This is a genomic window from Komagataeibacter melaceti, assembly GCF_003403295.1.
Classification (GTDB): Bacteria; Pseudomonadota; Alphaproteobacteria; order Acetobacterales; family Acetobacteraceae; genus Komagataeibacter; species Komagataeibacter melaceti.
The window spans coordinates 20,700-46,803 of record NZ_QUWV01000090.1 but is presented as its reverse complement, the minus strand read 5'-3'; the positions used below and the strand labels follow the sequence as shown (position 1 = coordinate 46,803).

Here is a 26,104-nt window from a genome sequence, read left to right as displayed (position 1 = left end):
GCATTTCGCTGGAGCGAAAATACGCAGAAGAAAGATACGACAATGCAATCAATGTGACCTCTTGCATCGTAAAGGCCGTCCACATAAGGGGGACATGGTGCATCCCTATCTGCGCAGGCGTGCCGGGCAGGAAAAGGAAATCTACCCGACGCCGGAACTCGAAAAGGTGCTCAGGAAGACGCTGGGCATTCCGCTGTTCCAGGAACAGGTGATGCAGGTGGCCATGGTCTGCGCCGGGTTTTCGGCATCTGAAGCTGATCAGTTGCGCCGGGCCATGGCGACGTTCAAGAATACCGGCACGGTCTCGCGTTTCCGCACGCGGCTGATTGAGGGCATGACGGCGCGGGGTTATCCCGAGACCTTTGCCGAACGCATCTTCCAGCAGCTTGAGGGGTTTGGCAGTTACGGCTTTCCCGAAAGCCATGCCGCCAGCTTCGCCATTCTGGCCTATTCGTCATCCTGGATGAAATGTGCCCATCCGGATGTATTTCTGGCAGCACTCCTGAACAGCCAGCCCATGGGATTCTATGCCCCGGCGCAGCTTGTGCGTGATGCGCGCGAACATGGGGTCGAGATCCGGCCGGTCTGCGTCAACGCCTCGCGCTGGGACAGCATACTTGAAGGCCCGGAGCGGGATGACGGGCTGTTTGCCGTCCGCCTGGGCATGAACCTGGTGAAAGGACTGGCCAATGAGGATGCCGCCCGCATCGTCGCGGCGCGGGGCGACCGGCCCTTTGCCTCGGTCGATGATCTGTGGCGCAGGGCAGGGGTGAAGGGGGCAGCCCTGACCCATCTGGCCGAGGCGGACGCCTTCCGGCCGGGACTGGGCCTGGCCCGGCGCGAGGCGTTGTGGGCGATCAAAGCACTACGTGACGAACCCCTGCCGCTGTTTGCCGCAGCCGCCGTCATGCGTGAAGCGGAAGAACCCGACGTGCTGCTCCAGCCCATGCGGGACGGGGCCGAGGTCGCACGCGATTACAACCGCACCGGCCTGACCCTGCGGGATCATCCCCTGGCCTTCCTGCGTGCCGACCTTATCGAGCGCGGGATGGTGACGTGCCGGCAGGCCCTGGAGGCCCGGGACAGGAGCAGCCTGTCGGTGGCTGGGCTGGTACTGGTCCGCCAGCGGCCCGGTTCAGCCGAAGGCGTGGTGTTCATGACGCTGGAGGACGAAACGGCGGCGATCAACGTGATTATCTGGCCCGATATGTTCGAGCGCTTCCGCCGGATAGTCCTGTCAGGACAGATGCTGGGGGTTGTCGGACGGCTGCAGAAGGAAGGGGAGGTGGTACATCTCGTGACGCGTGAGATTGTTGATCTTTCCCGCCTATTGGCCGATGTGGGAAATCGGTCGTTACAGATACCTCCAGACTTCGATCAGGGCAGGTCTTCCGAAATATCATTGTGAAGGCCCGGAATTTCCATTGAATGTTGTGTCAGCAGGATAATCCAAGTTCGTAATGTCCTCTTACGCTTACAAAGCGGACATCGAAGTGGTGAGGGTAGTTTTCCGAAAGCTGACATTCTTAAGAGAACCGTGATAGACGGCGTTTGAGGCATTGCTGCTATACCAATAAGCGCGGTGGTAACCGACCTCAGAACGATACTTACCCTTGCAGGTTCAGACGTGAAACAATAGCTGTGAAGAGGCGGCGAGGTTCTGGAACAGGATCAAGAACCTGTTTAGATCGCTTTGTCAAAATTGAGGTTGAGTTTCTGCTGATAGACACCGATCCGCTTTTTTGCTCTGTCGATCACGTCGCTGAAATGTAAAATCTCAAAATAGGTTTCTCCCAGCGGCTGGCGGGTAGCCGGATCCATCAGCGGACTGGACTGAAACCAGCCATTCCCGGTCGGAAACGGCGTCCAACTCCCTCCCAAACGCAGGTTGTTAACTGTATCACCGATCAAATATCCGTAAAATTTCCTGAGCTTTCCGCCGGATTTGGCCGCAAGTAGATGGGCATATTCGGTCAGGTCGCCGATATGCTCGTCGGTGGACACGCCGGGAGCCTTGAACTCCACGATGATGGCTGATCCCTCTTTGCTAAACAGGGCGATGTCAGGTCGCTTTCCGCTATTGTCGTCAGCCCGTCGTGCGAGCAACTCCTGAAATTTCTGGTCTATGTCGCTTTCAAAAACCGCCTCTCCATCATTCCACTTAATATTGGCGAGTGGGATGTCGGAAGCGATGTAATCGTAATAGTGGTATTCTTCGCTCAGCAGCCAGATGTCATGGTCGGATACATCTTGGCTGTCCTTCCGCATAGGGAAAAATATGTTGTGAATGATCTGTTCATCCTTACGGCGGACACCTTCCGCCACCGCCTGCATCGCCAAATTCTTGTCGCAGGCCAGAGTAAGGATTTCGACAATCGCTGCCCGGCGGACGATGAGCTGCGACAGGTTGGCCATGTCAAAATTCTTGAGTGATGAGGTATATTTCCACGAGATTTCATCGATCTTCTTGCGGTATTCGTCCGAGTCTGGCTCCGCCTTAAGAATTTCCTCCTTCAAGCTGTAGATTTCCGCTGTCTCGTCAATCACCCGTTCCTGATATTTTTTTAGAACGCGCTCGACAACCGCTTTTGCCGGTTCTCCATAGATGATCCGGGTCGAGGTATCCGCGAGCATAGCTTCGCTGATACCGAATTGATCGGAGATTTCCCTGAGAACATCTTCCTTTTTCCAATCAGCCGGTGTCACCATCGCATAGATGATCGGGTCGATTACCTCGTGGATCGAGCCGTAGGACAGCTTAGCGTCGGAGAACAGATCGCCGGTTGGGATGTTCTCCGGAATGTTGTCGAAATTGTCTCGCTGCTCATTGACATGCCTGTCAAGAAAATCACTCTCAATCAAAACAATATGATGGAAGCCGCCCACCGGGTTATTCTGTTCGGTCCGGGTCCGCAGATACCGGGGGGTGATGTTTCTGACCGGAGAGAACTTTGCACAGAAAGCAATGGCGTTTTCGGGAAGATCATAAATCGCGGCATCAAGCTGGTAGTGCGACAGCTTGAAGCTCTGGAATGTTCCTAGCGGGTCGCCAGAACGCGGGTCACGCTCTTCGACCTGAACGACCGGAGAGGCTGTAACGGTCGGCAGGTCTGAGCGCTTCAGAGTTTCGACCTGATCTTCGCTATTCCAGTGGGACGTCAGAAACTCGAACTCGAAGTCGCCCAAGCGGCTTTCGAGACTCACTAGTCTTTGAAGAAAGGCGATGAGCATTCGCTCTTTCAGGACAGGTGCCGAAAACAGGTGGCTCAGCGTTTTGCCATGAGCGATCCGAGCGCGGGTCGTGTCCTTGAACTGCTCAAGCTGGATAAGAGTCCCGATATCGCCATCATTGCCGGGAGACGATTTGAAATCGTCATAGTCAATCTGCTTTTGCAGATCGGAATAGCGCATCTGACGTCTAACGATGTCCGTTCCCTGACGAAAGGTACTGTCGATCGACAAGGCAGAAAAATGATGAAAATACTGGATGCGGCCAGCACCCTTGCATTGCCCAATTCCCGAGATGAGAAGATCATCCTTGTAGGATGTATCTTTCGTCAGAAAAGCCTTGAGCTGTTCGTCACCAAGCCCGCATCCGTTGTCCTTACAGGAAACCGCCATGACCTCCTCATCGTCCAAGAGATCGCTCGATGAAAAATCAACTCGAATTTTAACGATGAGATTTGGAACAGAGCCATCCTCATGAGTTCGGATAAGATAAAGAATCTATGGCGTTGGAAATAATTTCTTCAAACACGACATAAGGATTGGAACTTAATTTGGTATTCTTAATGCTTCCCCTAACGTCCAGCGTCATGTTCGTTTCAATCCATGCCTTAGGTTTCGATCACTGTCACTTCTGACCGTAGCACGGCTTGCAAGTCAAACACACATCGGTTGATGGAAAAATCGAGGCGCTCCCTTAGGTGTGTGAGGGGTAAGCAGTCTAATGACCGGATAAACGGGGCCTGTGTCTAGCGTCCGCTTTCAACCAGACCAAGCGTTTACCGATGTGGATGGGAACGGCCACCTTTAGTTAGCAGGCGTCATCAACATGAGCGCACGAAATCGCTGCTTTCGGTTATCTCTTCCCATTAATTGACCTTCTGCCTTCCCCCATCATGACCCATTGAGCGTATCGGCCGGGCAGGACGGCAGCACGTGCGCGAGGTAGCGCGAAAGCTGCGGCCCCAGTCCGTCAGAGGGAAAGATTCCGGCGATGTAACCGTCCGGACGCACGAGCACCCACTGACCGGGTTCGATCCCGTACGCTTCGGCGATATCGCCATCTTCGTCGACGAGTTCATGCCCCGCTCCAACGGTGACGATACGAACGCCCGCGATAGCCGACGGCCGGTCATGCGGCTGGTAGCCGAGCAGGGTCCAGTGAAACCCTTGAAAAACCGTGAACAGCCGTGTCCGTTGCCCCGCCTGTCCGCGACAGGGCGCATCGGGGGCGCGATCACCCGCCTGCACTCTGCCGCCCACCGAGCCGGGCGCGCTCAATGATGAGCCGCGATAGCCGAGGTCGAGCTGACGCGCTTCGCGATCGCGCCGCATGGTGCCCTGCTTTGCTTCACCAAGCAGCCGCGTCGAGAGATGAAGCATGTTCGACGCGATCTGCCGGCGCTCCGCCTCGTAGCTGTCGAGCAGCGCTTCCGGCGCACCCGCGAGCACGGAGGCCAGCTTCCAGCCGAGATTATAGGCGTCCTGAACGCTGGTATTGAGACCCTGACCCCCGGTTGGCGGGTGAACACGAGCGGCATCCCCCGCGATGAAGACGCGTCCGACCCGGTAGCGATCAGCCAGACGCGCATTCATCGCATAAACCGAGGACCAGGACACCGCGCGGACGGCGATGTCCCCTCTGCCGGTCCGGGCCCCGATGAGCGCGGTCAGTCCGGCCGGAGACAGGTCGACCTCTCCCTCCAGTGCCACGGGCGCCTGAACCTGGAACAGATCGGTTCCCGCCAGCGGACAGATCATCACCTGTGTCGCCGGTGAACCGAGCTGGAAACGATGCCAGACGGACCGATCAAGACCTTCCAGCCGCACATCGGCAACGATCGCACGCACGCCCAGTGCTTCTCCCGGAAAATCAATCGCCAGGGCATGGCGCACGAAGCTGCGGCCGCCGTCGGTTCCGACGAGGAACCGGGCGCGGATCATATGCTCGCCGGTTTCGTCTCCCATCCTCGCCGTCACGCCATGTGCGTCCTGTTCAAATCCGGTCAGCCGTGTGCCGAAGCGGAGATGATGCCCAAGCTCGGCAAGCCGCTCCCGCATGACGGCTTCGGTTGCGAACTGCGGCAGCATCAGCGGCGCGGCATAAGGTTCGGCGGGAGTGGGGAAGACTTCCGCCTCCGTCAGAAGCGACACGTTGTGGGTTCCATCAGGACGATACTGGCACAGCGGCGGGTAAGGGCCGCCTGCCGCCGCCACGCGGTCGACGAAGCCGAGATCCTCGAAGATCTCCATCGTCCGGGGCTGGATGCCTTTCCCGCGCGATCCGCTGAACGGCTGCGTGTTCTGCTCGACCAGTCGGAACGCAACCCCACGTCGGGCGAGGTCAATCGCAAGTGTCAGGCCTGCGGCCCCGGCACCCGAGATCAGGACGTCTGTATCGAAGGACACTGGCAACTCCGCGAATCAATGTGTAATATTCACGTATCTCAGATCGGCATCCAGGGCAACAAAAAGCGTGAATAATACACATGATCCTGATATCCTGCGCGGACTTCATGCCGCGATCATCGATCTGGTCGATGAAATCAACCGGCCGCGTCGGGATGATCGACTGATCGAAGAAGCGGGCATTCCACTGGATCGCGCCCTGTTTCCGCTTCTGGCGCGCGTAGGGCGTTACGGTCCTGTCGGTGTTGTCGAACTTGCGGACCGTACAGGGCGTGATCATACGACGATCAGCCGACAGATGACCAGGCTGGAAGAACTGGGCCTTATCGAGCGCCACCCGTCTGCCGCGGACAGGCGTGTTCGCGAAGCGACAGTGACTGGAAAGGGACAGGAAATGGTCGACCTGCTGAATGCGGCCCGCCAGAGACTGGCGAACCGCATTCTCGTCGACTGGACGGATGCCGACCTCGATCAGTTACGGACGCTTTTGCGACGCTTCGCTGACGACCTGATGCGATGATAAATCCAGTGAAAATCTGTCACCAGAATCAAACCGGTTGCTTCCCTCGTAAAGCCGTATGTCGTCTTCAAGAATGGAGCAGACAGGCGGCAGTCGCCTCACTGTGATCATACAAATCTTGGAATGATGTTTCGTTAAGCGGACACGATGGATTTAGCTGCCTGCGGCAGGAGTGTCCGTCAGCGGCCTGACCCACTTGCAGCCAAGGAGTTGACGTCGAATGTTATCAAACTCCATTGAACAGAGACTACAGAGTTTTCCGGATGACGTACACCGGCGACCTCAGATACTTCCTGCTCGAAGTAGGTCGACACTGGAAACTCGTCGCGAATCCACCAGCAGCGGTCTCCACGCCACGGTCTTGTCCCCCAACGTGACCTGTCCGCCGAGCCAGAGTAGAGGTAGGCATACTTTGGGGATGCTGCGCGAAAAAGCGACCATGGAAGCGAAGCCCCCGCCGCCGAGTGCGAAGCGCGATACTTTATCTTCATCGGGCGCCGCGCTGCCATCCTGCTTCAGCCATGCCCGCACCAACTGGCGACCAATGTTCTCACACGCAGCGATCTCGTCGCTGGACCAATCGGCTTGCGGTCGAAAGGCGTAACTGTCGACATAGTCGTGGAGGGTGTCATAGTAATGTGACAACTCCATCCCAAGACCAAGGCGCATTTCTTCTGGCACTTTGCCATTTAGGAAGTCGAGCAACTCTGCACGCGACGTATCAATAGAGACGCGACCCGCGAGGTTAAGAAAGCGGATCGCTTGCCGCGCAACAAGCAGACCGAAATCTGTGACGATCCCGTACCGCAGCGTCACCGGCGCGGTTGGCAACTGCGTGCTCATTGCACGGAGGCGCCTAACTACCTCGTGTCCGCTCCACAGCCCGTCTTCATGGATTACAATCTCGTCAGCGGGCGTAGAAGGGAACTCAAGAGTACCGACATCCTTGCGCCAGCGTAACGCGTGAACCGTTCCAGGCGGGAACGTGCGCTCCAGCAGCCCCTTCATTTCGACCCAACTACCACCTTGGTCGTCGTCCTCAATGTAGCACGCGAGCTGCCGAAGGCCGACTTGGTCGGCCTTACGCATGGCGAAGGCACCGCTCGGTAGATCACCTGTGCGAACGATGCGCAGCCGCGCGGCAAGCTTCGGGCCGATCGTGCCGCACCTCAGCTCGGCGAACTGTTGAAGCCAAGCATCAAGGCTCCCGCGCTGGCTCTCGAACCGATTCAGTTCAGCGGTAGCATGGTGGCGCCAGTGCGCGCCTATCGATTGAAGATGCTCGCCAAGCTCACGCCTAATTGCAGCCGGCGCGAGCTTCCTCGTTGCTGCATCACCGAAGTTCTCGGCGCACCACCAATCAATCAAGTCTTCGAAGCTGCACTTGGTCTCACGGTTGATGAAAAGCCGGTTGCGTGGATGCGGTGGGAAGCTCGCGATCTGTCCTATCAATTGCCTAGTGGCGCGTGCACGGTCTGAGCTCGACGCCTTGCCTGCGCCGCCGTAGCCCACGACCACGACTTCCCCCCGTCTGTTCGGCACGATCTCGCTCCGCGCCAGATCCTCGAGTCTGTCGGCGTCCTTTAGAGGCAACACGATAAAGAGCTTACCATTCGTCAAGGCTTTAATGCCGTCTCGCCGTTCAATCGCGATCTGCGTCGAGTACGACGCCGAGTGGAAGTCTAATAGTGCGCAGTTCGTCAAGCGTCATCAGGTCTACCGCTGCATGGACGAGCCGGCGGGCCCTCGCGAACGTATCTTTCGCACCTGCAGACGACGACGCACGGCGAGGTAACTTGGTGGCCTTAGCGTAGGCGCTATAGGCCCCGCGCTCAGCAGCCGTCAGTTGGCCTAGAACTGCTGATTGAATTGCGGGGCTTAGGCCAATATCCATGATCCTTGACCGAAACAACTCGGCAAGCTTTTGGCGGCGAAACTCTCCCCAATCCCGGACGGATCCGGGAACTGCTCTCCTTAGGGTTGCGATCCACTTATTGAAGTCGGCATCGGCTGCACCGCTTCGCTCCAAAGCCGTGGCCGCGACGGGAGGCAGTGTATCAGCGAACGCGCGACGGATCGCATCGTGTTCGTCTAGGTCGGCCTTCCGGATCTCAATTTCGGCTTCGTCGCCATTGGCAGGAGCGTCTCGCGCGAGCAGAAGGGGAATGGACTGTTTCAGCACCAAGTGCTTGCTGGAACTGGGACTGACGAATGTACGCCAGATCTGCGAGGCTGCACCGTCGGGTAGCTTAGAGGCTTCGCGTCCTTGGATGCTATAGAGGACGTCCTTTCCTTGATATCCGATCTGTTCGAGATCATCGGATAGATGTCTAAGCACGAATGCCGCTAATGCACCCGAACCCGTGGGCATACCCACCATCGCTCGGATATCAAGATTTGGAGCCGCACCTTGAATTAGCTTATTTAGCTGTCCACCGGTTATTGTCGCCTCGGGCCAGTTACTCAGAGCCTCTAATATTGCCGCAATATGGACGTCGAGCATAATAATAGCTTCAGTCTATTGTGCCCGCCGCCCCATCGACTGGGACGGCGGGCGAAATCAATAACAAGCCAGCAGTTACCGGCTAGGAGCTAGACAGCATGGGTCTCAAACCATGACCGCGTCCGGATTCCGTGGACACCCGATCCGGACCGTTGACAGAAATAATGCCCATGGAGACGAGTGCAGCAACAAAGGTCAGCACCATCTCCTGTCAACAAACTAAGTTTAGGCCTTGTGGACAAGATTTGCAAGACAGCTCGGACGGCGGAATTGGACTTAGAACTGCCAAAGCGGTCGGAGCACTCAAATGTCTGTATCTTCATATTTAGGGCTTGAAACCGGACATTCCATTTCCCCCCCAAAGACGACATTATGAAGGCTCTTTTGGCAGCGTCTTTATACAGTTCTACCAATTCTGAATGTGCTTCCCTATCATCGGTGGCATCATGTGGCCCATTGTCTTGGATGGCCCGAATAGCGTGACCAGCCTGCATCCTGCCGGTCGCAAGTTTTCTTATCCGCGCGCCCTATCGCGCAACTGACTTGTTGCGTTTGCATGGCCATGTCTTTCTCTAATTGACCTTGTTACGTCACTGCCTCGCTTGCGAGGCTTGTCGCCGGGGTCTTCCATGTCCGTCATTTCTCCTCGTTCCGAAGCGGCTGCCCGTGGAGCGCGCATGCTGCGTACCGCACTGGGAGCCGCAATTGCCTGTCACCTCGACGATCCCGCCATTGCCGAGGTGATGCTCAACCCTGACGGACGGCTTTGGATCGACCGTCTGACAGGCGGCATGGAGGATACGGGCACCCGGATCAATGCGGCCGATGCTGAACGCATCATGCGCCTGGTCGCCCATCATGTCGGGGCAGAAGTCCATCCCGCCTGTCCCCGCGTTTCCGCCGAACTACCGGGAACAGGGGAGCGGTTCGAGGGGCTGCTGCCACCAGTGGTCGCGGCACCCTGCTTTGCGATCCGACGTCCCGCCGTAGCAGTGTTTTCACTGGGTGACTATGTCGCGTCCGCGATCATGACCGCCACGCAGGCTGACATTCTGCGTGAGGCTGTCCGGGAGCGCCGGAACATCCTTGTCGTCGGGGGCACCTCGACGGGCAAGACGACCCTGGTGAACGCCCTGCTGGCGGAGATCGCCACCAGTGGCGACCGCGTCGTGCTGATCGAGGACACCCGTGAACTGCAATGCGCGGCTCCCAACCTTGTCGCGCTGCGGACCAAGGACGGCGTTGTCACGCTGTCCGACCTAGTCCGGTCGTCGCTACGCCTGCGCCCCGATCGCATTCCGATTGGCGAGGTGAGGGGAGCCGAAGCCCTCGACCTGCTCAAGGCCTGGGGTACCGGCCATCCCGGTGGCGTCGGAACCCTGCATGCCGGATCGGCCATCGCTGCGCTCAGGCGGCTGGAACAATTGATCCAGGAAGCTGTCGTCACGGTGCCGCGCGCCCTGATCGCCGAAACCATCGACATGATCGCCGTGCTGGCCGGTCGCGGCAGCGCGCGTCGTCTTGTCGAAATCGCTTCCGTCGAGGGGCTCGGCCCGAACGATGATTACATCCTCAAATCCGTCGGAGACGTGTCATGATGACCCCGTCCGTCCTGCGCCGTCGCGCGGCCGTAGCGCTTGCGCCCGTATCCACCCTTCTGCTTGCCGTCCCGGCCTACGCATCGGGGTCAAGCATGCCATGGGAAACCCCGCTCAACGAGATCCTGGAATCCGTACAGGGACCGGTAGCCAAGATCATCTCGGTGATCATCATCACCGTGACCGGCCTGACGCTGGCTTTCGGGGAAACCTCGGGTGGTTTCCGCCGCCTGATCCAGATCGTGTTCGGACTGTCCATCGCCTTTGCCGCCAGTTCGTTCTTCCTGTCCTTCTTCTCGTTCTCGGGGGGAGCGCTGATCTGATGGAAATACCTGAAAACGCCCCCGGCTATTTCGCCCCCGTGCATCGGTCGCTTGTCGAGCCGATCCTGCTCGGCGGCGCACCGCGCACGGTCGCCATCGTCAATGGCACGCTGGCGGCAGCCCTCGGGCTTGGCCTGCGGCTGTGGGTCGGCGGCGCTGTGCTCTGGCTGCTCGGTCATCTGGCTGCCGTCTGGGCTGCCAGGCGGGATCCGGCCTTCGTGGACGTGGTGCGCCGGCACCTGCGCTATCCCACCCATATGGTCCGGTGAGGGGTCATGCTCAATCTTGCCGAATACCGCCATCGTCGCGACCGTCTGGCTGATTTCCTGCCGTGGGCAGCACTGGTCGCCAAAGGCGTGGTCCTGAACAAGGATGGTGCCTTCCAGCGCACCGCCCGCTTCCGGGGGCCGGACCTGGACTCCGCGACCGAAGCCGAACTCGTGGCCATCACGTCACGCGTCAATAACGCGTTCCGGCGCTTTGGCTCCGGCTGGTCGCTGTCTGTCGAGGCCCAGCGCCGTCCCGCACGGGATTATCCGCTGTCGCAGTTTCCCGACCCGGCTTCAGCCCTGGTCGATGCCGAGCGCCGCGCACAGTTCGAGGAAGAAGGGGCGCATTTCGAAAGCCATTATTTCCTGACCCTTGTCTGGCTTCCGCCGGCCGACGATGCCGCTCGGGCAGAATCCTGGCTTTACGAGAACCGGGCCGGCACGGGATCCGACTGGCGTGCGGTGATGGCCGGGTTTCTCGATCGCACCGACCGCGTGCTGGCCCTGATCGAGGGCTTCATGCCCGAGGTTGCGTGGCTCGACGACGGCGAGACCCTGTCCTACCTTCATTCCTGTGTCTCGACCCGGCTGCAACGCGTGCGGGTGCCGGAAATTCCGATGTATCTCGACGCCATTCTGGTCGATGAGGATCTGACCGGCGGCCTCCTGCCAAGACTGGGCGACGCGCATCTTCGCATCCTGACGGTTACCGGGTTTCCCACCCGGACCTGGCCGGGCCTGCTGGACGACCTCAACCGGCTGGCCTTTCCCTACCGCTGGTCCACGCGCGCGATCTGCATGGACCGGACGGATGCGACAAAAGCCCTGGGGAAGATCCGCCGCCAGTGGTTCGCCAAACGCAAATCCATCATGGCGATCCTCAAGGAGGTGATGACCAACGAGGCCTCGGTCCTGACGGACAGCGACGCCGCCAACAAGGCAGCCGATGCCGATGCGGCATTGCAGGAACTCGGCGCCGATCTGGTGGGGCAGGCTTATGTCACCGCGACGATTACCGTGTGGGACGAAGACGCGTCCGTGGCTGACGACCGGCTGCGTCAGGTCGAAAAAACCATTCAGGGTCGTGACTTCACCTGCATGCGCGAAGGGGTCAATGCGGTCGAAGCGTGGCTGGGCAGCCTGCCGGGCCATATTTATTCCAATGTGCGCCAGCCCTGCCTCTCGACCCTGAACCTTGCGCATATGATCCCGTTTTCCGCCGTATGGGCAGGGCCGGAACGCGACGGCCATTTCCGCGCACCCCCGCTATTTTTTGCGAAGACCGAAGGGGCGACGCCATTCCGTTTTGCCCTTCATGTCGGTGATGTCGGGCACCTGCTGATCGTAGGACCGACGGGGTCTGGCAAATCGGTCCTGCTGGCCTTCATGGCGATGCAGTTTCGCCGCTACGGGAATGCCCAGATCTTTGCCTTCGATTTTGGTGGCTCTATCCGGGCGGCGGCTCTTGCGATGGGCGGTGACTGGCACGACCTGGGCGGCGGTCTCGCCGAGGACATGTCGGAACCGGTCGCCCTGCAACCCCTGCGCGATATTGACGCGGCAGGCGAGCGGGCCTGGGCTGCGGAATGGGTGGTGGAACTGCTTGGTCGCGAAGGCGTCACCATCACCCCTGATATCCGCGATCATGTCTGGTCGGCCCTGATCTCGCTGGCATCAGCCCCCCTGCCAGAGCGTACGCTGACCGGCCTGTCGGCGCTCCTGCAGTCCAACGCGCTCAAGCAGGCCCTCCAGCCCTTTACCGTCGGTGGCCCGTGGGGACGACTGCTGGATGCCGAGCAGGAACATCTGGGCGAGGGGGACATCCTTATTTTCGAGACCGAGGGGCTGATCGGAACGGCAGCAGCCCCTGCCGTGCTGTCCTATCTGTTTCACCGCATCGAGGGGCGGCTGGATGGTCGTCCGACCCTGCTGCTAATCGACGAGGGCTGGCTGGCACTGGACGATCATGGCCTTGCGGGACAGTTGCGCGAATGGCTCAAGACGCTGCGCAAGAAGAATGCCTCGGTGGTGTTCGCGACCCAGTCGCTGGCCGATATTGACGGCAGCCCGATCGCACCCGCGATCATCGAAAGCTGCCCGACCCGGATCCTGCTGCCCAACGAGCGGGCGCTGGAACCCCAGATCACCGCCATCTACCGCCGGTTCGGCCTCAATGACCGCCAGATTGCCATTCTCGCCCAGGCTACGCCCAAGCGCGATTACTACTGCCAGTCCCGGCGTGGTAACCGGCTGTTCGATCTGGGCCTGTCCGAGGTGGCGCTGGCCTTTACCGCAGCCTCTTCACCCACGGACCAGGCCGCCATCACCCATGTCCTCGCCGAAAGCGGGGCCGACGGCTTTGCGCGCGCCTGGCTGGCCCATCGGGGGGCTGACTGGGCGCTGGACATGCTTGGAAGGGCGAAACCGTCATGAAAACGTCCCGTATGAAGGCGGTTTTCATTATCGGAGCGGGCCTGCTGCTGCCCGTTCTGGCAGGTCGTCCAGCCCGCGCCCAATGGGCCGTCTATGACGGGGCAAATCATGTCGAGAACGTCCTGATTGCTGCCCGTGAACTGCAGCAGGTCAATCAGGAGGCCCAGAGCCTCCTCAACGAGGCCACGATGCTCGCCAACCAGGCGCGCAACCTTGCCAGCTTGCCGTATTCCACCCTTGCGACGCTGGAGCAGTCCATCGCCCAGACCCAGCAGTTGCTCGGGCAGGCACAGGGGATGACTTACAGCACCACCAGCATCGATCAGGCCTTCAGCGGCACCTATCCCGCAGCGCTTGCCAGCCCCACATCCGCGAGCCAGATGCAGGGGGATGCGCAGACGCGCTGGCAGAACGCGCGGGCGGCCTATCAGGATTCCCTGCGGGTGCAGGCCGGGGTGGTGGGTAATCTCGATGGCACGCGCGATCAGGTCACGGGTCTGGTCTCCTCCAGTCAGTCCGCTGAAGGGGCATTGCAGGCCCAGCAGTCCGGCAACCAGCTGGCGGCACTCCAGACCCGGCAGCTTGCCGATCTGACCGCGACCAGTGCCGCCATGGCCCGTGCCCAGGCCCTGGAAGGGGCTCGACAGGTCGAGGCGGAGGAACAGGCCCGGGCACAGCTGACGAATTTCCTCAACTACGGCACCGGCTATCAGCCCGGCTCCGCGCAGATGTTTCACTGATGCGCTGGCCCCGGATCACGGTGCCGGTCGGCGCGCGGATCATCGCCGCAGTCATGGCGGCGGCAATCTTCGCCGTAGCCGGATGGCATGCTGGCCATAAAGCAGCCCCGCCCCTGTCCGGCGTGCCTGTGGGGATCATGACCCCTGTTCGGTCCTCTGATCCGCTGGCCGCCGGGCTGGCGCGATGTGAGGCGCTCGGTCTGCGGGCTGATGGTGACGCAGGCTGTGCTGCCATCTGGGCCGAGAGCCGGCGGCGGTTCCTCGGTGATGCGAAGGGCCACTGACCATGCAGGGCACCGGCGTCATCGACAATTTCCTCGGGGTCTTCACCACCTATATCGATTCCGGTTTTGGACTGGTGCAGGGGGACGTGCACGGGCTGGCCTCGATCCTGATCGGCATCGATCTGACCATTGCCGCCCTGTTCTGGACGCTGGCCCCTGATGAGGACATCCTCGCACGCCTGATCCGCAAGACGCTCTATATTGGCGTATTTGCCTATCTGATCGGCAATTTCAATTCCCTGGCGGGCATCATCTACAATTCCTTTGCCGGGCTGGGGATCGAAGCGGGCGGCGGCACGATGACGGCGGCGCAACTGCTGCAGCCGGGCCGTCTGGCGCAGGTGGGCATCGATGCGGGGCGGCCGATCCTGGCCTCGATCTCCTCGCTGGTCGGGTTCGTCGCAATCTTCAACAATTTTATCCAGATCATCGTGCTGCTGCTGGCCTGGCTGATCGTGGTGATCAGCTTTTTCATCATGGCGATCCAGCTTTTCGTTGCGCTGATCGAGTTCAAGCTGACCACGCTGGCAGGTTTCGTTCTGGTGCCTTTCGGCCTGTTCGGGCGCACGGCGTTCCTGGCAGAAAAGGTGCTGGGCAATGTCGTGTCTTCCGGTGTGAAGGTACTCATGCTCGCCGTGATCGTGGGCATCGGCTCCACCATCTTTTCCCAGTTCACGACCGGGTTCAGCGATCCGCCGACCATCAACGATGCCCTGACCTTGATCCTGGCGGCCCTGTCCCTGCTGGGTCTGACCATTTTCGGCCCGGCGCTGGCCAACGGGCTGATTGCCGGTGGGCCGCAACTGGGGGCGGGGGCCGCGATCGGCACCGGTCTCGGTGTCGCGGGCGCTGGTGCCGCGGCCCTTGGTGTCGCTGCTGCCGGTGTTGCCGGCGCCGGGGCAGCAATGGGCATGGCGGCGGGGGCCGCTCGTGGTGCGGCCTTTGTGGCCGGCGGCGCACGGGCCGCCTATGGCGCGGGGGGCCTGTCCAACGTGGTTGGCACCGGCGCTTCGGCGGCGATGAGTCCGCTGCGCAAGGCGGCCGCCAGCATGAAATCCAGCTACGCCGCCGGCGCCTCCGCCGCGACAGGCGGGGCAGGGGGCGCGCAGGCCACAGGAGGCGCTGGTGCCACGGGCGGCAGTTCCGCCCCGCCAGCCTGGGCCAGCCGCATGCAGCGCAATCAGCGTATTCGGGGCGGGGTTTCCGCTGCCGAGCAGGCCATCCGGGGTGGTGACAGGCCGAGCGGCGGGTCCGGTGTCGATCTGTCGGAAGGAGAATGAGCATGTTCCGTCGCCCGACCATCCGCTATGGCAGCACGCCCGAGCCGGAAACCCCCTACCAGAAAGCCGGTCAGGTCTGGGACGAGCGTATCGGCTCTGCCCGCGTGCAGGCGAAAAACTGGCGTCTGGCCTTCTTTGGCAGCCTGGCGCTGGCCGGAAGCCTCGCCATGGGGCTGGTCTGGCAGTCCGCGCGGGGCACCATCACGCCCTGGGTGGTCCAGGTCGACAAACTGGGACAGGCGCAGGCCGTCGGCCCCGCAACCGCCGCCTATCGCCCGACCGATCCGCAGATCGCCTGGTATCTGGCCCGTTTCATTACCGAAGTGCGGGGCATTCCCGCCGATCCGGTGGTACTGCGCCAGAACTGGCTGGACGCCTATGATTACGTCACCGATCGCGGCGCGCTGGCGCTCAACGATTACGCGCGCAGCAACGATCCTTTCGCCCTGGTCGGGCGGCAGCAGGTCTCGGTCGAGATCGCCAGCGTCATCCGCGCCTCGGATGACAGCTTCCGGGTCGAATGGGTAGAGCGTCGCTATGTCGACAGCGCCCTGTCCGTCACCGAACGCTGGAGCGCGATCCTGACGGTCGTGGTCCGGTCGCCCGATAATGCCGAGCGGCTGAGGAAAAACCCGCTGGGCATCTACATCCATGCCCTCAACTGGTCACGGGAGCTGAACTGATGCGTGTCCTCTCGCTTGTCCCATTGCTCCTTGCCACCGGCCCGCTTTGCGCCTGCGCCACCTGGAAGCCGCCAGCGGTGCCCTATGACAATACGCCCCGGCAGGCCGTGAGGCTGCCTGAGCCACCCAAACCGGTGCAGGTGGTGGCACTTCCCCAGCTGCTTCCCCTTCCGGGTCAGCTCAAACCGGTCCCGTGGGGCCGCTCGCATGCTGAAGCCGCCGATCCGCATGTGCGCGTCGAGGCGGCCAACAATGCTGCGCGGGTGCAGCCGACCCGCTCGGGCTACCTGAACGCCATTCAGGTCTATCCGTTCTCCGATGGAGCGCTCTACCAGCTTTATGCCGCGCCCGGCGAGATCACGGATATCGCCCTCCAGACCGGCGAGAAGCTGGTGGGCACGGGGCCGGTAGCAGCAGGTGATACGGTGCGCTGGATTATTGGCGACAGCACCAGCGGGACCGGGGCCGAACGCCGCGTGCATATCCTGCTCAAACCCACGCGGCCGGATCTGATGACCAATCTCGTGATCAATACCGACCGGCGGACCTATCATCTGGAACTGCGTTCCGACGAGCGGACTTACATGGCATCGGTGTCGTGGGATTATCCGCAGGACCAGCTTCTGGCCCTGCGCCGGCAGGACACAGATGCCGACGAACAGGCGGCCGTAGCCACAGGCGTCGATCTCGATGCCCTGAATTTCCGCTACCGGATTGAAGGAGCCAACGTGCCCTGGCGACCGCTCCGGGCCTATGATGACGGGCGACAGGTGTTCATCGACTTCCCGAACGGGATCGCGCAGGGTGAAATGCCGCCGCTCTGGGTGATCGGACCGCAGGGGGACGGGCAACTGGTCAATTACCGCGTACGCGGCACCCATATGGTCGTGGATCGCCTGTTTGCCGCAGCCCAGCTCAAACTCGGGACCGGGAAACAGCAGATGGTGCGGATCGTCCGCACGGATGGCGCGCGGCGGTCATGAGCGGGAACGATGACACGGCCAGCGAGGAACGGCCGCCCGATACGCTCCGTCCGCCGTCCGAAATGCGGCTGCGATCGACACGGCCGCCGGTCACAAGGCTGTCGCGACGGGTCCTGCTGTCTCTCGCCGCACTCGGCGCGACAGGCGTGGGGGGCGCGCTCTATTACGCGCTCCGGCCGTCAGGCCCTGTGAAACCGCCTGAACTCTACAATACCGGCAACCGGAACACGCCCGATGGCCTGGCAGGGCTGCCCCGCGATTATTCGCAACTGCCCCATGCCACACCGCGTCTCGGGGCGCCGCTGCCAGGTGATCTGGGTGGTCCCATGCTCAGGGCCGGGGTTGCCGGACCAGTTATGGCGACACCAACCCGTGAGCGTGATCCGCAGGCCCAGAAAATGGCGCAGGAACGCGATGCCGCCCGGCTCAGTCGGCTGTTTGCCCAGACCCAGACGGCGCATGAAGAACCGGCCACGACCGGCACGACGTCCACGATACCGGGTGCGGCCGATAAGCCGGTGCCTGCAGAAACTGATGGCAAAGAGCAGTTTCTGAACGGTCCCGCAGACCGCCAGACGGTCATTACCGATCGGGTCGGGGCACCGGCAAGCCCCTTCACGTTGATGGCAGGGTCGATCATCCCGGCTGCCCTTGTCACCGGGATCCGTTCGGAACTGCCGGGCGACATAACCGCCCGTGTTACGGAGAACGTCTATGACAGCCGTACCGGTCATATCCTGCTTATCCCGCAGGGAAGCATCCTGTCCGGGGTCTATAATTCACAGGTCGGGTTCGGCCAGACCCGGGTGCAGATGGTCTGGACCCGCCTTATCTTCCCCGATACCCGCGCCCTTGCCCTGCAGCGCCTGCCCGGGATGGATGCCAGCGGCTATACCGGCCTGCACGACAGGGTGGATAATCACTGGGGACAGGTCTTCGAGGCAGCCATCCTCTCGACCATTCTCAGCATCGGCTCGGAAGCCGATATCAGCAGCGGGCAGGGGGGGATCGCCCAGGCACTGCGGATGGGGGCATCGCAAAGCTTCAATCAGGCCGGAGAGCAGATTGTGGCGCGCTCGCTCTCGATCAAGCCGACGGCGATCAACCGCCCAGGCCTGCCCATGCGTGTCATGGTCAAGACTGACCTTGTGCTCAGGCCCTATGGGGAGACAGGAGAATGACGAAGCTCAGGCTGACGACGATCGAGGTCGAAAAACCCGTACGCCTGACGGTGGACCTGCCCGCGGCCCTGTACCGGGATCTGGTGGCTTATGCCGAAATCATGGCCCGTCAGGACAATCTGTCCGAGCCTTATCCGCCTGCACGACTGGTTGCGCCCATGCTGGCTCGGTTCATGCAGGCGGATCGGGGTTTCCGGCGTCTGCGGAACGGGCAGACGAGGGAGGGAGGCCGGTCCGGGACACCGTCCGCATAAACCGGACAAACCGACCCAGCAGGGCATTCTCGGCTTCGGCGCGCCAGGCCAGGTGCATGTCGAATTCAGCCTGAATGTCGGCAATATTGCGGAACGCGAGGCCCGGTGGCTGCAGGTCGCGAATGGCGGTACTGGACAGGGCAAGCCCGGCGCCAGCGCGGACCTGTGACAGCAGGGTAAGCATGCCGCCCCGATGCATCACGATGCGCGCCTGTGGTCCGAGCAGTCCGAGCTGGAAACGGGCACAGCGGTCGTCCTGTGCCATGACCGGCACCAACAGGTGTTCCGCCCTCAGATCCACCAGAAGCACCGTCTGGCGCTTCGTAAGACGATGGCGCTGGGGCATTACGGCAATGATATTTTCACGGTACAGCGCAAAGGACGCAAGGCTGGCAGTCAGCGCATCCGGGTGGAGAATCGCAGCGTCGACGCCCCGGTTCAACAACAGGGCCGTCACGCTTTCTTCCAGCGGTGCATATAACCCGATCCGTGTCCGGGGATGGGCTTCATTCCATCGCTGCAGCCATGTTTCGACTATCGGATGCAGCGGCGGGCAGGCGAGGCCAAGGCGGATTTCGCCTTCGAGGTTGTCCATGGAACCGCTCCCGAGCGCAAGGAGATGATGGGCTTCGGCGATCATGCGGCGCGCATGTTGCAGGACGCGGCGTCCCGGGGCGGTAATCACCGTGCCGTTCACGCCGCGTTCGAAGAGGGTCATCCCGAGCACGTCTTCGATCCGGGTGAGACGGCGGCTCAGCGCCGCAACGGAGGTGCCCAGTTCGGTCGCCGCGCGGCCAAGGCTGCGCGTCATGTCGAGTACCTGCAGGATATGCAGGTCGCGTATACTCAACGAATGGAGGCGTTTCATCGCGAAATCGTCCTGTCCATTAACCCCTATGGGATAAAGACGTCTGACGACTGTCATTTCAGTAACGCAAAGAAAAAGTACCATTTGCGAACGGTTCTTAGTTGTGTTAGGGGAAGTCTGTATCACGGCAATCAGGCGACCCGCAGGGTGGACAGAATACGAATCAGTCGGCTGTTTTCGAGCCACCAGCGTGAACTGGCCGACTATGTCGGCAGGCAACTGAACGACCGCGACCTCGCCGCTGACTTCGTGCAGGAAACCTTTGTCCGGTTTATGGAGCATGGCGATGCGCTCCCGGCCGGAGCCTGCCGTGCCTTTCTTTACAGTACGGTGCGCAATCTGGTGATCGACCACGTCCGGTCACGGCAGCGCCGCAAGACGTCCAGTGTCCCTGTCGATGATCTTGCCCATATCGCCGATGATCGGCCCCGGGCCGACGAGGTGGCCGCCGCAAGGGAAAAGATCAGGCAGATCGCAGCCCTCCTTGATGAACTGCCCCAACTGACGCGGCGCATCTTCGTACTCAATCGGGTAACCGGGCTGAGTTACCGCACCGTTGCAACCCGGCTGGACGTATCGGAAAGCACTGTGCAGAAGCATCTTGCCACCGCCCTACGCCATCTTCTGTCGCGTCTGCCGCGCTGATCCACGTGTTTTCTTTTACTGGTTTCGTGATGTCCGGACGTCTTATCTGTAACCGCCCCGTCGCACCCGGCAAGCAGGGCCAATGACAGACAGTACGGACGATCAGCAGGACAGGATTGATGCGGAAGCCGCGGAGTGGGTCATCCGCCTGGGTGGCGGAAAACTGACGCCCGAAGAAAAACGGGCGTTTGCGACATGGCGATTGGCGTCATCCCTGCATGAAGCGGCGTTCCAGCGTGCTTCCAGCCTGTGGTCTGATCTGGACGTCGGTAGCCGGGAAAAGAAGGCCCGTCATCGTCGAACCGCAACGCATGTCACGAGCGCCGGTATCGCGGGCCTGTTTGTTCTGGGGCTTGGCATTGGCACGGGATGGGTCGAACCGGGACGCTGGCTGGCGGATTACACCACACCCGTTGGCGAGATTCGTACAGTCCATCTTGCCGACGGCAGCATGGCCGTCATGGACAGCCATACGGCCCTGAGCGTTCGCTATACCGCCAGTGAACGCCGGATCGTGCTGATCGGCGGAGAGGCTTATTTCACGGTTGCTCCTGTAACGGTAGACGAACGTAGGCCCTTTGTCGTGGAATCAGCCGGAGGCACGTCAACGGCGCTGGGCACTGAATTCATGGTTGCCCGCGAAGGCGCTGGCGTCGATACGACCGTGACCGAGCATAGCGTGCGTGTCGCCACTCGCGATGTGGGCACACTACACCGTTCCGTCATCGTTGAAGAAGGGCAGAGCGTTCATTATGGCCGTGACGGGACGTTGGGAACGCCCGTCTCCGTTCCGGCTGCCTCGATGACAGCCTGGCGCAACGGCCAGCTTGTTTTTGACAACGCCACTCTGTCTGACGTCATCGGCCGCCTCAACCATTACAGACGCGGGCGTATCATGCTGATGAGCAGCGGTCTTGGCGCACGACGGGTTAGCGGTGTCTTCTCTTGTACCGATACGGATGGTGCTGTGACGGCCATTACCCGCCAACTGGCACTGCGTTCAGTTTCGGTCGGCGGTCTGGCCACGGTCATCTACTGAAGCCAGTCTTATAGACCGAACAGCCTGCTGCAGCGTGCATACGCAACAGACTGATATCACGAAGAAAACCAAAAAAATGCGATCTTTTCTCAAAAACTTTTACTGAGTCCGGGTATCCCAGCCGTCTTACTCATTAACGCAAATGCAATGCATTCTCGTTTTCTGAGGATGCTGTCGGTGATGAGGTAAGAAAATGAGGGCGTTTGGTAAAGCGCGGAACGATATGGAGCGCGGACGCAGCGCGCTGTTGCGCCTGTTCATGTCAGGAAGTGCCCTGGCCTGGGGTGTCGTTGGCTTATCTCCGGAAACTGGTCTGGCACAGGAAGTCGCCGCGACTGTCCCCGCGCGCACATTGTCCGTGAACATACCGGCAGGGGATCTGAACCATTCGCTTTTGGCCTTCAGTCAGCAGGCGCATCTTCAGATATTCTTCGAGACCAGCCAAGTGAAGGGACTGAAGGGAAACGCTGTTTCGGGTACGATGACAGAGGATCAGGCGCTTTCCCGTATTCTTGCTGGAACCGGCTATACATTTGCGCGATCTACAGGAAACCATATTTCCCTTGTTAAGGCGTCCGCCAATATCACGCTTGGTCCGGTGCGGGTCGGAGGTAGCTTTAACGCACATGCAGCAGCTATCGGGCCCGGGAACGGTTATGTCGCAACCTATACTGATGCGGGTACGAAGACTGATACGCCCTTATGGGAAATTCCCAGTTCTGTTTACGTAATTACCAAACAGGAGATTCAGGACCAACAAGCACAAAATATCCAAGAGGCACTTCGGTACATGCCCGGTGTGTATTCTGAGAAAACGGGTACCGGAAACAACGGAAACGCTGGTACGTCTGGTGGAGGATTTATGCAGCGCGGTTTTCAGTCCACGCAGTATGTTGATGGTATTCAATCCAATTCTATGTCCGCGGGCGAAACTGCTTTTGTCGAACGGGTAGAAGCTCTGAATGGTCCTGCATCAGTTATGTACGGGCAGACAGGACCCGGAGGTATCATCGCAACACGTTTAAAACAGCCAACTGACACGCCTATCCGAAATGTTTCAGTCGGTTTTGGGAACTGGGGTCGTTATGAAGCGACATTTGATGTAAGTGATAAAATCACAAAGTCTGGTAATCTCAAATACCGGATTGCAGGAATCGGTGTGACGCAAGGAACGCAAACGGATTATGTGAATTATAAGAGAGTGGGAATTCTGCCATCCATCAAATGGGATATCGATAACAAAACGAGTGTTACCCTTGTAGGGAGTTATGTATACACACCTGATAACGGCTTTTATGGCACAGGTTATCCACTGATAGGCACGCTAGTGCGCGGTAAGGGAGGATACCTACCTCGAAGCCGTTTTCTAGGAGAGCCGAGTGCTAATGAGTTCAATACATCGGAAGCGCGGTTTGAATATCAATTCTCCCACAAATTTAACAAGCATTTTGAATTCCAGCAGACATTTATGTACGAAAGTTCGACTGCGAAATATAATTCCCTGAGTGGAGCTAATCTAGATAGTGATGGTTCTACATATGAGAGAACAGGGAATAAAGCTTCTCAGCCTAAAAAAACGATTGGTCTAGATAGCAAGATAATTAGTCATTTCTCTACTGGACCCGTTAATCACACCATTGTGGCTGGTATGGATTTTCGCCAGGTTAAAGTAGAACAGAATATTTATTATGATCTTAGCGCATCCTCAATAAATATATGGCAGCCTCAATACGTATGGTCTCCTAATTATAGCTTCTCGGGATCCGACATGGTTACGAATCAGGATTTGTTCCAGACGTTAAATCAGAAAGGTGTATATTTTCAGGATCAGATGAAGTTTCATAAGCTTACTGTGACCTTAGGAGGACGACAGGACTGGTATGGTTATGATGGAACTGTTTATGCCCAGCGCCATATTGGTGCGACAAATGTGGCACGACATATAAGTACTGAACATAAGGAACCTGCCTCCGCATTTACATGGCGTGCAGGCTTTACTTATAATTTTGATTTTGGGCTGACGCCTTATTTCAGCTATGCAACCTCTTTCATGCCTCAGGTTGGATATTTCGACGCGGCAGGAAAGTTGTTCAAGCCCAACCAAGGCGATCAGTTCGAGGCGGGACTAAAATACTTAATCCCACATTCCGATATTTTTCTGACTGCCGCTGCGTATCATATTAAAGAAAGTCACTACGCCATCACCGACACGACCAACCCAGGTTATCAGGTTGATGCCGGGACTGTTGTATCTAAAGGGGTTGAGTTATCCGCGCATGCGAACATTACCAAGGATCTTCATTTAACAGCGTCATATAGCTTTAATGACACACGAGTAGCAAAGAGCGATACAGTTGAAAATCAGAGGGATATGTACGGGAACGTCATTGGCGAAGTCTCAGAGAAGGGAAAATATATAGCCGGTCTACCTAGAAATATGGTTAATATGTTTATTGACTATACTCCATCTGCAAGAATTCTGCACGGTTTTGGTGTGAATTTCGGCGTTCGATATATTGGAATGACCTATGCCGATAATGCAAACTCGTTTAAAGCGCCTGCGTATACTATATTTGATGTCGGCGCCCATTACGATTTTTCTGCATTAACTCCTACTCTCAAGGGATTGAAAGCACAGCTGGCGATCTCAAACCTCGCGAACAAGAGATACGTTACATCTTGTAGTTCTAGTAGTGGTGGGGGAGCTTGCTACTACGGACAGGGCCAGCGCATATATGGAAATCTTTCGTATAGTTGGTGAAATTTTACCGTCCGAAACTGCACCGACTTTCCTTATTTAAATTCAAAGTATTGCCCCGCGTTCTAATGCCAAAGTCGTGGGGCGGCGCTGCTACAAGTTCCGGAGGGGCACGCCAGCAAGAAGCATGCGCTGTTCCTATCTATCAAACGAAGAAGACCAGTAGCAGAGCACTTTCATCTGAACGCAGTATGCAGGTGATTGCGGCTTCCTGAATGTGTTGTGACAGCCCCAATCTCGCTTCCACCTTGCAACGACGGGCAACGCCGAAACGGAGCTCCTGATTCTCTATGCATTCAAAGCATTAGAAGCCGCACACGTGCCAGATTCGTGAGGTCACGCCATGCAATCTGCGTGAGGAGCCTCCTGCGATATCCGTGTAATGTTCCGTGCCAAATTCGTGGAGTAGGGGTGTGCAGCATTCACGAAGCCGGGATGCGAGAAGCGTGGTGGGTGGCGACGCAAAAAACGTGAGGCGATCCTGCCGAGTTTATGATGAGACCATGACACGATGCGCGAGGCTGCACGGTGCCCTTACGCAAATGAGAGCTTCGACGGATTACCATCTCACGATCTTTTTTTGATTTCTGTTACTGAAAACATCCAGTTCGCTCGTCTTACACATAGTAAGGCGGCGTTCGCTTAACCGTTCGGCCGCTCACGATACTATCGGAGCCGCAACGGGAATTGGTTTCCCACGGAAGGAGTGGACGTGGTCATTTGTCATTTTATCGTTTGCGACTCACTCTTACACGCATTTGTGAGTGCGCGGCTTTCATGACCACCCGCACGCTTCGCCGCTGGTTCGTGGTCCATAAATGGACGAGCCTGGTCTGCACGCTGTTCCTGCTGATCGTGTGCGTGACTGGCCTGCCGCTGCTGTTTTCCGAGCAGATATGGGACACATTTGTGGGCGACGATGACCCGCCTTACGAGGTTCTGCCAGCAGGCACGCCGAACGCCAGCTTGGATGTCATCGTGGATAAGGCGCGTGCACTCTATCCCGGCCAGATCATCACCAGCGTCAATCCGGATGATGATGAACCGGCGGTGCTGGTCTCCATGGCGCCGAGTTGGCAGGCCCTGAAGGACGACGAGAACTATCCCGACCGGCATTCCGGACACTGGATCAAGTTCGACGCCCGCACGGCCAAGGTGCTGGAGCAGTCGCGCCCGGCCGATGCGCCCAAGGAGCCGCGCACCTGGACCGGCATCATCATGGGCATCTGCAATCGGCTCCATACCAGCCTGTTCGCCTATCTGCCCGGTCGGCTGTTTCTTGGCCTTATGGGCGGCGTGTTCGTCGCCTCTCTCATTTCCGGTACGGTGCTGTATGGCCGTTTCATGAAGCGGCTGCCGTTCGGTTCGGTCCGAACGGATCGGGCCTCGCGCCTGACATGGCTGGACCTGCACAACCTGCTGGGGGCCGCAACACTGGTCTGGGCGACGGTGGTGGGCTTCACCGGGCTCGTCAACGAACTCCAGACCCCGCTGTTCGGTCTATGGCGTGTGACCGATGTGCGGCAGATTTTGCGCCCCTACGCCAGTCTGCCAGTGCCGTCGCAGGACCATCTGTCCTCGGTGCAGGCCGCGTTCGATACGGCGGCAAAAGCGGCACCTGGCAATGAGGTGACCGGCCTGTCCTTCCCCGGTGCCTCCTTCGGCAGCCCGGTGCATTACGTGCTCTGGACCCGGGGCGCGACCCCGCTGCGGGCGCGACTGTTCACCCCAGTGCTGGTCGATGCCCGTACGGGCGAGTTGACCGGGGCCTATCCCATGCCGTGGTATCTGCGTTTTCTGGAAATTTCCCGCCCCCTGCATTTCGGCGATTACGGCGGTATGCCGCTGAAAATCCTCTGGGCGCTGCTCGATGTGGTGGTGATCGGGGTGCTGGTCAGCGGTCTGGTGCTGTGGGCGGCCAAACGGAAGATCGCCACCGACGCCCGTCTGCAGGCGCTGGGATATGAACTGGATGATACGTCTGAGCTTGTCCCGTTGCCTCACGCTGCAGGGGAGGGAGCAAGATGATCCCCGCCTTTTTCATCCACCCCGCCAACGGAACCACCAGAAACCGAAGTCGGAAACCTGCGTGGGCTCAATGGGTTGCGC

At 59.3% G+C, this 26,104-nt stretch carries 22 protein-coding genes; 17 read left to right on the top strand and 5 right to left on the bottom strand.

The window, feature by feature from the left end:
• Positions 1–94 precede the first annotated feature (94 nt).
• Positions 95–1,408 carry a helix-hairpin-helix domain-containing protein gene (locus DY926_RS11060; RefSeq protein WP_408886053.1) on the top strand — a complete coding sequence of 438 codons (1,314 nt, stop codon included), beginning with the start codon at positions 95–97 and terminating at the stop codon, positions 1,406–1,408.
• A gap of 275 nt (positions 1,409–1,683) precedes the next feature.
• Here the strand turns inward: DY926_RS11060 and DY926_RS11055 are convergent, their stop codons facing one another.
• Together DY926_RS11055 and DY926_RS11050 are read right to left on the bottom strand one after the other, a co-directional pair.
• Positions 1,684–3,621: a hypothetical protein gene (locus DY926_RS11055; RefSeq protein ID WP_196778576.1), complete on the bottom strand. Its 1,938-nt coding sequence runs from the start codon at positions 3,619–3,621 to the stop codon at positions 1,684–1,686.
• 498 nt (positions 3,622–4,119) lie between these two features.
• On the bottom strand, positions 4,120–5,634 hold the full coding sequence (locus DY926_RS11050) for an FAD-dependent oxidoreductase (RefSeq protein ID WP_196778575.1): 1,515 nt from the start codon (positions 5,632–5,634) through the stop codon (positions 4,120–4,122).
• Positions 5,635–5,701: 67 nt separating this feature from the next.
• Here DY926_RS11050 and DY926_RS11045 point away from each other — a divergent pair, with 67 nt between their 5' ends.
• Complete coding sequence (locus DY926_RS11045; protein ID WP_116703421.1) at positions 5,702–6,154, top strand: MarR family winged helix-turn-helix transcriptional regulator; 453 nt, start codon at positions 5,702–5,704, stop codon at positions 6,152–6,154.
• A 282-nt stretch (positions 6,155–6,436) separates the two neighbouring features.
• Here the strand turns inward: DY926_RS11045 and DY926_RS11040 are convergent, their stop codons facing one another.
• Positions 6,437–7,774 (bottom strand): hypothetical protein, encoded by a 1,338-nt coding sequence (locus DY926_RS11040; protein ID WP_116703420.1) that lies wholly within the window; start codon positions 7,772–7,774, stop codon positions 6,437–6,439.
• A gap of 22 nt (positions 7,775–7,796) precedes the next feature.
• Entirely contained in the window at positions 7,797–8,657 is an 861-nt protein-coding gene (locus tag DY926_RS11035; RefSeq protein WP_116703419.1) for a hypothetical protein, read from the bottom strand.
• A gap of 629 nt (positions 8,658–9,286) precedes the next feature.
• On the opposite strand from DY926_RS11035, the gene trbB reads away from it, so the two are divergent.
• Genes trbB through DY926_RS10980 form a run of 11 tightly spaced genes read left to right on the top strand, consistent with a single transcriptional unit; the run spans position 9,287 to position 18,685 of the window.
• On the top strand, positions 9,287–10,255 hold the full coding sequence (gene trbB / locus DY926_RS11030) for a P-type conjugative transfer ATPase TrbB (RefSeq protein ID WP_116703418.1): 969 nt from the start codon (positions 9,287–9,289) through the stop codon (positions 10,253–10,255).
• Positions 10,255–10,578, top strand: coding sequence for a TrbC/VirB2 family protein (locus DY926_RS11025; RefSeq protein WP_087608834.1), 324 nt, complete (start codon positions 10,255–10,257; stop codon positions 10,576–10,578). Before trbB ends, DY926_RS11025 begins: the two co-directional genes overlap by 1 nt.
• Complete coding sequence (locus DY926_RS11020) at positions 10,578–10,847, top strand: VirB3 family type IV secretion system protein (RefSeq protein WP_116703417.1); 270 nt, start codon at positions 10,578–10,580, stop codon at positions 10,845–10,847. Before DY926_RS11025 ends, DY926_RS11020 begins: the two co-directional genes overlap by 1 nt.
• A 6-nt stretch (positions 10,848–10,853) precedes the next feature.
• Positions 10,854–13,280 (top strand): conjugal transfer protein TrbE, encoded by a 2,427-nt coding sequence (gene trbE / locus DY926_RS11015; RefSeq protein WP_116703416.1) that lies wholly within the window; start codon positions 10,854–10,856, stop codon positions 13,278–13,280.
• The gene (gene trbJ, locus DY926_RS11010) at positions 13,277–14,020 is read left to right on the top strand and encodes a P-type conjugative transfer protein TrbJ (protein WP_241503171.1); all 744 of its coding nucleotides are present in this window, start codon (positions 13,277–13,279) and stop codon (positions 14,018–14,020) included. Before trbE ends, trbJ begins: the two co-directional genes overlap by 4 nt.
• A complete protein-coding gene (gene trbK-alt, locus DY926_RS11005; RefSeq protein WP_116703414.1) occupies positions 14,020–14,304 on the top strand; it encodes a putative entry exclusion protein TrbK-alt in 285 nt (94 codons plus the stop codon). The genes trbJ and trbK-alt overlap by 1 nt, the downstream gene beginning before the upstream one ends.
• A 2-nt stretch (positions 14,305–14,306) precedes the next feature.
• Positions 14,307–15,584, top strand: coding sequence for a P-type conjugative transfer protein TrbL (trbL, locus tag DY926_RS11000; RefSeq protein WP_116703413.1), 1,278 nt, complete (start codon positions 14,307–14,309; stop codon positions 15,582–15,584).
• A gap of 2 nt (positions 15,585–15,586) precedes the next feature.
• The gene (trbF, locus tag DY926_RS10995) at positions 15,587–16,267 is read left to right on the top strand and encodes a conjugal transfer protein TrbF (RefSeq protein ID WP_116703412.1); all 681 of its coding nucleotides are present in this window, start codon (positions 15,587–15,589) and stop codon (positions 16,265–16,267) included.
• Positions 16,267–17,250 (top strand): P-type conjugative transfer protein TrbG, encoded by a 984-nt coding sequence (gene trbG / locus DY926_RS10990; protein ID WP_116703411.1) that lies wholly within the window; start codon positions 16,267–16,269, stop codon positions 17,248–17,250. Before trbF ends, trbG begins: the two co-directional genes overlap by 1 nt.
• Complete coding sequence (locus DY926_RS10985; protein ID WP_116703410.1) at positions 17,247–18,431, top strand: TrbI/VirB10 family protein; 1,185 nt, start codon at positions 17,247–17,249, stop codon at positions 18,429–18,431. Before trbG ends, DY926_RS10985 begins: the two co-directional genes overlap by 4 nt.
• Entirely contained in the window at positions 18,428–18,685 is a 258-nt protein-coding gene (locus DY926_RS10980; protein ID WP_116703409.1) for a DUF2274 domain-containing protein, read from the top strand. Before DY926_RS10985 ends, DY926_RS10980 begins: the two co-directional genes overlap by 4 nt.
• Here the strand turns inward: DY926_RS10980 and DY926_RS10975 are convergent.
• Positions 18,603–19,637, bottom strand: a complete 1,035-nt coding sequence (locus DY926_RS10975) for a LysR family transcriptional regulator (protein WP_116703408.1) — start codon at positions 19,635–19,637, stop codon at positions 18,603–18,605. The genes DY926_RS10980 and DY926_RS10975 overlap by 83 nt on opposite strands.
• A 63-nt stretch (positions 19,638–19,700) precedes the next feature.
• Between DY926_RS10975 and DY926_RS10970 the strand changes: the two genes are divergently transcribed.
• From DY926_RS10970 to DY926_RS10955, 4 genes are all read left to right on the top strand, one after another.
• The gene (locus tag DY926_RS10970; RefSeq protein WP_158551961.1) at positions 19,701–20,198 is read left to right on the top strand and encodes an RNA polymerase sigma factor; all 498 of its coding nucleotides are present in this window, start codon (positions 19,701–19,703) and stop codon (positions 20,196–20,198) included.
• 82 nt (positions 20,199–20,280) lie between these two features.
• A complete protein-coding gene (locus DY926_RS10965) occupies positions 20,281–21,237 on the top strand; it encodes a FecR family protein (protein WP_116703406.1) in 957 nt (318 codons plus the stop codon).
• Between the two features lie 193 nt (positions 21,238–21,430).
• Positions 21,431–23,998, top strand: coding sequence for a TonB-dependent siderophore receptor (locus DY926_RS10960; RefSeq protein ID WP_241503170.1), 2,568 nt, complete (start codon positions 21,431–21,433; stop codon positions 23,996–23,998).
• A 774-nt stretch (positions 23,999–24,772) separates the two neighbouring features.
• A complete protein-coding gene (locus DY926_RS10955; RefSeq protein WP_116703405.1) occupies positions 24,773–26,023 on the top strand; it encodes a PepSY-associated TM helix domain-containing protein in 1,251 nt (416 codons plus the stop codon).
• Positions 26,024–26,104 lie beyond the last annotated feature (81 nt).

Coding starts and splice junctions, on each gene's coding strand:
- DY926_RS11060 (WP_408886053.1), top strand. CDS start 95: ATGGTGCATCCCTATCTGCGCAGGCGTGCCGGGCAGGAAAAGGAAATC.
- DY926_RS11055 (WP_196778576.1), bottom strand. CDS start 3,621: ATGGCGGTTTCCTGTAAGGACAACGGATGCGGGCTTGGTGACGAACAG.
- DY926_RS11035 (WP_116703419.1), bottom strand. CDS start 8,657: ATGCTCGACGTCCATATTGCGGCAATATTAGAGGCTCTGAGTAACTGG.
- trbB (WP_116703418.1), top strand. CDS start 9,287: ATGTCCGTCATTTCTCCTCGTTCCGAAGCGGCTGCCCGTGGAGCGCGC.
- DY926_RS11025 (WP_087608834.1), top strand. CDS start 10,255: ATGACCCCGTCCGTCCTGCGCCGTCGCGCGGCCGTAGCGCTTGCGCCC.
- DY926_RS11020 (WP_116703417.1), top strand. CDS start 10,578: ATGGAAATACCTGAAAACGCCCCCGGCTATTTCGCCCCCGTGCATCGG.
- trbE (WP_116703416.1), top strand. CDS start 10,854: ATGCTCAATCTTGCCGAATACCGCCATCGTCGCGACCGTCTGGCTGAT.
- trbJ (WP_241503171.1), top strand. CDS start 13,277: ATGAAAACGTCCCGTATGAAGGCGGTTTTCATTATCGGAGCGGGCCTG.
- trbK-alt (WP_116703414.1), top strand. CDS start 14,020: ATGCGCTGGCCCCGGATCACGGTGCCGGTCGGCGCGCGGATCATCGCC.
- trbL (WP_116703413.1), top strand. CDS start 14,307: ATGCAGGGCACCGGCGTCATCGACAATTTCCTCGGGGTCTTCACCACC.
- trbF (WP_116703412.1), top strand. CDS start 15,587: ATGTTCCGTCGCCCGACCATCCGCTATGGCAGCACGCCCGAGCCGGAA.
- trbG (WP_116703411.1), top strand. CDS start 16,267: ATGCGTGTCCTCTCGCTTGTCCCATTGCTCCTTGCCACCGGCCCGCTT.
- DY926_RS10985 (WP_116703410.1), top strand. CDS start 17,247: ATGAGCGGGAACGATGACACGGCCAGCGAGGAACGGCCGCCCGATACG.
- DY926_RS10980 (WP_116703409.1), top strand. CDS start 18,428: ATGACGAAGCTCAGGCTGACGACGATCGAGGTCGAAAAACCCGTACGC.
- DY926_RS10975 (WP_116703408.1), bottom strand. CDS start 19,637: ATGGTACTTTTTCTTTGCGTTACTGAAATGACAGTCGTCAGACGTCTT.
- DY926_RS10965 (WP_116703406.1), top strand. CDS start 20,281: ATGACAGACAGTACGGACGATCAGCAGGACAGGATTGATGCGGAAGCC.
- DY926_RS10960 (WP_241503170.1), top strand. CDS start 21,431: ATGAGGGCGTTTGGTAAAGCGCGGAACGATATGGAGCGCGGACGCAGC.
- DY926_RS10955 (WP_116703405.1), top strand. CDS start 24,773: ATGACCACCCGCACGCTTCGCCGCTGGTTCGTGGTCCATAAATGGACG.